We start from the raw sequence: 5547 nt of genomic DNA, 5'->3' as shown, positions 1-5547 counted from the left end.
AAAAAACCCTTACTAGTTGTCTAGTAAGGGTTTTAAAAATATCGATTTAACATCGACACAAAAAAGGCGGTGACCTACTCTTCCACAGTAAAGCAGTACCATCGGCGCAAACGGGCTTAACTACTCTGTTCGGAATGGTTAGAGGTGAGCCCCGTCGCTATAACCACCTTAAGTTTTTATTCTGATTTTGGTCAGAACTTGGGTTGTTATAAATAATCAACACTAATATTGTTGACATATTGAAAAAATCACATGATATGTATCGTAACGTATACTTTAATAAAAAAACGGACTCGCTCATTAACCATTGCTGGTTGTCTGAGCGAAGTCGAAGTAACAATAAGCCTATGGGTTATTAGTACTACTTGGCTATGACATTACTGCCTTTACACCTATAGCCTATCAACGTGGTCATCTTCCACGACCCTTAAAAGAAATCTCATCTTGTGGTGGGTTTCGCGCTTATATGCTTTCAGCGCTTATCCCTTCCGAACGTAGCTACCCAGCAATGCTCCTGGCGGAACAACTGGTACACCAGAGGTTCGTCCAACTCGGTCCTCTCGTACTAGAGTCAGATCCACTCAAATTTCTAACGCCCACAGTAGATAGAGACCGAACTGTCTCACGACGTTCTGAACCCAGCTCGCGTGCCACTTTAATGGGCGAACAGCCCAACCCTTGGGACCTTCTCCAGCCCCAGGATGTGACGAGCCGACATCGAGGTGCCAAACCCCCCCGTCGATATGAGCTCTTGGGGGAGATCAGCCTGTTATCCCCGGAGTACCTTTTATCCTTTGAGCGATGGCCCTTCCATACGGAACCACCGGATCACTATGCTCTACTTTCGTACCTGATCGACCTGTATGTCTCTCAGTCAAGCTCCCTTATGCCATTGCACTCTACGCACGGTTACCAAGCGTGCTGAGGGAACCTTTAGAAGCCTCCGTTACTCTTTTGGAGGCGACCACCCCAGTCAAACTACCCACCAAGCACTGTCCCTGGTTAGAGGTTAGACTCTAGATAAGCAAAGGGTGGTATTTCAACAATGACTCCACAACGCCTAGCGACGCCACTTCAAAGTCTCCCACCTATCCTACACATTACTTATCCAAAGCCAATACTAAGCTATAGTAAAGGTTCACGGGGTCTTTTCGTCCCACTGCGGGTAATCGGCATCTTCACCGATACTACAATTTCACCGAGCTCATGGCTGAGACAGTGTCCAGATCGTTACACCATTCGTGCAGGTCGGAACTTACCCGACAAGGAATTTCGCTACCTTAGGACCGTTATAGTTACGGCCGCCGTTTACTGGGGCTTCATTTGAGATCTTCGAAGTAAACTTCTAAACCCTCCACTTAACCTTCCAGCACCGGGCAGGTGTCAGGCCCTATACATCATCTTTCGATTTAGCAGAGCCCTGTGTTTTTGATAAACAGTCGCCTGGACTTTTTCACTGCGGCCTCCCCGAAGGGAGGCGACGCTTCTCCCGAAGTTACGCGTCGATTTTGCCTAGTTCCTTAGCCATGAATCTCTCGAGCACCTTAGAATTCTCATCCCAACTACCTGTGTCGGTTTAGGGTACGGGCTGCTTCACTCGCTTTTCTTGGAAGTCGATTTGCTAGATTATCACCTTGACCGGAGTCTCAGTGTACTATCGCGGTGTTACCACTCGCTTCAACGTACTATTCCGTCAGTACGCACTAACTTTTCGCCTCCGTCACTTTTAGTGTGAGCAGGTACAGGAATATTAACCTGTTGTCCATCCACTACCCCTTTCGGGTTCGCGTTAGGTCCCGACTAACCCTCAGCTGATTAGCATAGCTGAGGAAACCTTAGTCTTTCGGTGTGCGGGTTTCTCGCCCGCATTATCGTTACTTATGCCTACATTTTCTTTTGTAGCTTCTCCAGCATGCCTCACAGCACACCTTCGACGACACTACAATGCTCCCCTACCACTTATTAATAAGTCCATAGCTTCGGTAATATGTTTATGCCCGATTATTATCCATGCCGAACCGCTCGACTAGTGAGCTGTTACGCACTCTTTAAATGAATGGCTGCTTCCAAGCCAACATCCTAGCTGTCTAAGCAGTTCAACCTCGTTTATTCAACTTAACATATATTTGGGGACCTTAGCTGATGGTCTGGGTTCTTTCCCTCTCGGACATGGACCTTAGCACCCATGCCCTCACTGCTGATTAACATTTTATAGCATTCGGAGTTTGTCAGGAATTGGTAGGCGGTGAAGCCCCCGCATCCAATCAGTAGCTCTACCTCTATAAAACTATAAATCAACGCTGCACCTAAATGCATTTCGGGGAGTACGAGCTATTTCCGAGTTTGATTGGCCTTTCACCCCTACCCACAGGTCATCCGAAGACTTTTCAACGTCAACCGGTTCGGGCCTCCACTGTGTGTTACCACAGCTTCACCCTGCCCATGGGTAGATCACACGGTTTCGCGTCTACCACTACTAACTAAAGCGCCCTATTCAGACTCGCTTTCGCTACGGATCCGTGACTTAATCACTTAACCTTGCTAGCAACGGTAACTCGTAGGCTCATTATGCAAAAGGCACGCCGTCACAGATCAAGTCTGCTCCGACCGCTTGTAAGCGTATGGTTTCAGGTTCTATTTCACTCCCTTATTCAGGGTTCTTTTCACCTTTCCCTCACGGTACTAGTTCACTATCGGTCTCTCAGGAGTATTTAGCCTTATCGGATGGTCCCGACTGATTCACACAGGGTTTCACGTGCCCCGCACTACTCAGGATACCACTATATCCACATTCTTTACTTATACCGGGCTATCACCGTCTACGGCTTGTCTTTCCAAACAATTCTAATTCATCCTGCTTCTAATGTCGTGGTCCTACAACCCCAGCATTGCCGTAACAATACTGGTTTGGGCTAATCCAATTTCGCTCGCCGCTACTATCGGAATCACTTTTGTTTTCTTCTCCTCCGGGTACTTAGATGTTTCAGTTCTCCGGGTTTGCTCACCTTACGGTGTACTATATCTTCAATATAGTGGGTTGCCCCATTCGGATATCTACGGATCAATTTGTATGTGCCAATCCCCGTAGCTTTTCGCAGCTTATCACGTCCTTCATCGCCTCTGAGAGCCTAGGCATTCCCCATACGCTCTTATTTAGCTTATTGTGTACTTTTGTCTTTTTAATGAGTTACTATTCAGATCTTTGCTTTTAGCCTTTGGCTATTAGCGCTAAACTGAACTTTGTGTTTAATTACAAAGCTCGTAAGCTGTAATTAATCACTATTACTATATAAAGAGATAAATCTCTCTATATTATTTCATGTATCTTTTTCAATATGTCAATGAACTTTCAAATATCTAATAAATTAGACATCTTTGGTGGAGAATATCGGAGTCGAACCGATGACCTCCTGCGTGCAAGGCAGGCGCTCTAGCCAGCTGAGCTAATCCCCCATTTCTCTAAGTTAACAGTCCACAGTCTGCAGTTTGCAGTCGCTTGTGCCGACTTTTGGGTGGATTACTACTTCTAGAATTTCCTTTTATAATTAATTAGTAGTCTCAGGCAGACTCGAACTGCCGACCTCTACATTATCAGTGTAGCGCTCTAACCAGCTGAGCTATGAGACTCTACTTAATTATTATAATTTTAAATTAACAGCAAGAGAATAAACTAATTATTTCCTTTATTAGAACTTTCCTTATTAGTCGTCTTTCTCTAGAAAGGAGGTGTTCCAGCCGCACCTTCCGGTACGGCTACCTTGTTACGACTTAGCCCTAGTTACCAATTTTACCCTAGGCCGCTCCTTACGGTGACGGACTTCAGGCACTCCCAGCTTCCATGGCTTGACGGGCGGTGTGTACAAGGCCCGGGAACGTATTCACCGCATCATGGCTGATATGCGATTACTAGCGATTCCAGCTTCACGGAGTCGAGTTGCAGACTCCGATCCGAACTGTGATAGGGTTTATAGATTCGCTCCTGGTCACCCAGTGGCTGCTCTCTGTCCCTACCATTGTAGCACGTGTGTAGCCCAGGACGTAAGGGCCGTGATGATTTGACGTCATCCCCACCTTCCTCACAGTTTGCACTGGCAGTCTTGTTAGAGTTCCCGACATGACTCGCTGGCAACTAACAACAGGGGTTGCGCTCGTTATAGGACTTAACCTGACACCTCACGGCACGAGCTGACGACAACCATGCAGCACCTTGTAGATAGTCCGAAGAAATAAGTGTCTCCACCTAATGCAATCTACATTTAAGCCCTGGTAAGGTTCCTCGCGTATCATCGAATTAAACCACATGCTCCACCGCTTGTGCGGGCCCCCGTCAATTCCTTTGAGTTTCATTCTTGCGAACGTACTCCCCAGGTGGGATACTTATCACTTTCGCTTAGCCACTCAGTCCGAAAACCGAACAGCTAGTATCCATCGTTTACGGCGTGGACTACCAGGGTATCTAATCCTGTTCGCTCCCCACGCTTTCGTCCATCAGTGTCAATATATTGTTAGTGATCTGCCTTCGCAATTGGTATTCTATGTAATATCTATGCATTTCACCGCTACACTACATATTCTAACCACTTCACAATAATTCAAGATAACCAGTATCAAAGGCAATTCTACAGTTGAGCTGCAGACTTTCACCCCTGACTTAATTATCCACCTACGGACCCTTTAAACCCAATGATTCCGGATAACGCTTGGATCCTCCGTATTACCGCGGCTGCTGGCACGGAGTTAGCCGATCCTTATTCTTACAGTACCGTCAGCTCAGAACACGTTCTGAGGTTTCTTCCTGTATAAAAGCAGTTTACAACCCATAGGGCAGTCTTCCTGCACGCGGCATGGCTGGATCAGGCTCTCGCCCATTGTCCAATATTCCTCACTGCTGCCTCCCGTAGGAGTCTGGTCCGTGTCTCAGTACCAGTGTGGGGGATCCCCCTCTCAGGGCCCCTATCTATCGTTGCCATGGTGTGCCGTTACCACACCATCTAGCTAATAGAACGCATACTCATCTTTTACCGCCGAAACTTTAAAGTTACTATCATGCAATGATAACTTACTATAGGATATTAATCTTCATTTCTAAAGGCTATCCCCCTGTAAAAGGTAGATTGTATACGCGTTACTCACCCGTGCGCCACTCGTCATCTTCTAGCAAGCTAGAAATGTTACCGTTCGACTTGCATGTGTTAGGCCTGCCGCTAGCGTTCATCCTGAGCCAGGATCAAACTCTTCATCGTTAAATTTTAAGTCTTACGACTATTTTTTCAACCACTAATAGGAATTATTCTAGTACTCTAAATGATTTATTCTCTTGTTTTAAATCAACCGTTTCCAGTTGATTCTTACGCTGTCAATTCAATATGTTAATGAACTTTTTCTTTACTTTCTCTTAACGTTGTTTCGCTAAGCGGGTGCAAATATAAAACCCTTTTTTCATTCTCACAAACTTAATTTGAAAAAATATTTTAATCCTTTTTTCAACTTTAGTTTCTCTGGAAATGAACGTGCGAAACGCAACATATTGTTTTTGTTTCGGGGTGC

Annotated in this window: 2 tRNA genes and 3 rRNA genes; all 5 read right to left on the bottom strand. The window is 45.8% G+C overall.

From position 1 onward, the window contains the following. Positions 1 to 61: 61 nt before the first annotated feature. A 5S ribosomal RNA gene (rrf, locus tag ADIWIN_RS15600) occupies positions 62 to 171 on the bottom strand. Between the two features lie 164 nt (positions 172 to 335). Further along, a 23S ribosomal RNA gene (locus ADIWIN_RS15595) occupies positions 336 to 3164 on the bottom strand. Between the two features lie 212 nt (positions 3165 to 3376). Beyond that, positions 3377 to 3453, bottom strand: a tRNA-Ala gene (locus tag ADIWIN_RS15590). Between the two features lie 100 nt (positions 3454 to 3553). Beyond that, positions 3554 to 3627 (bottom strand) — tRNA-Ile (locus ADIWIN_RS15585). A gap of 92 nt (positions 3628 to 3719) precedes the next feature. Beyond that, positions 3720 to 5243: ribosomal RNA gene (locus ADIWIN_RS15580) — 16S ribosomal RNA — on the bottom strand. The 16S, 23S and 5S rRNA genes sit together here with 2 tRNA genes alongside, the layout of an rRNA operon. Between the last annotated feature and the right edge of the window lie 304 nt (positions 5244 to 5547).

The organism is Winogradskyella psychrotolerans RS-3, assembly GCF_000427335.1.
Taxonomy (GTDB): domain Bacteria; phylum Bacteroidota; class Bacteroidia; order Flavobacteriales; family Flavobacteriaceae; genus Winogradskyella; species Winogradskyella psychrotolerans.
Note: the sequence above shows the minus strand (reverse complement) of the source record. Positions and strands in the feature narration are given on the sequence as shown.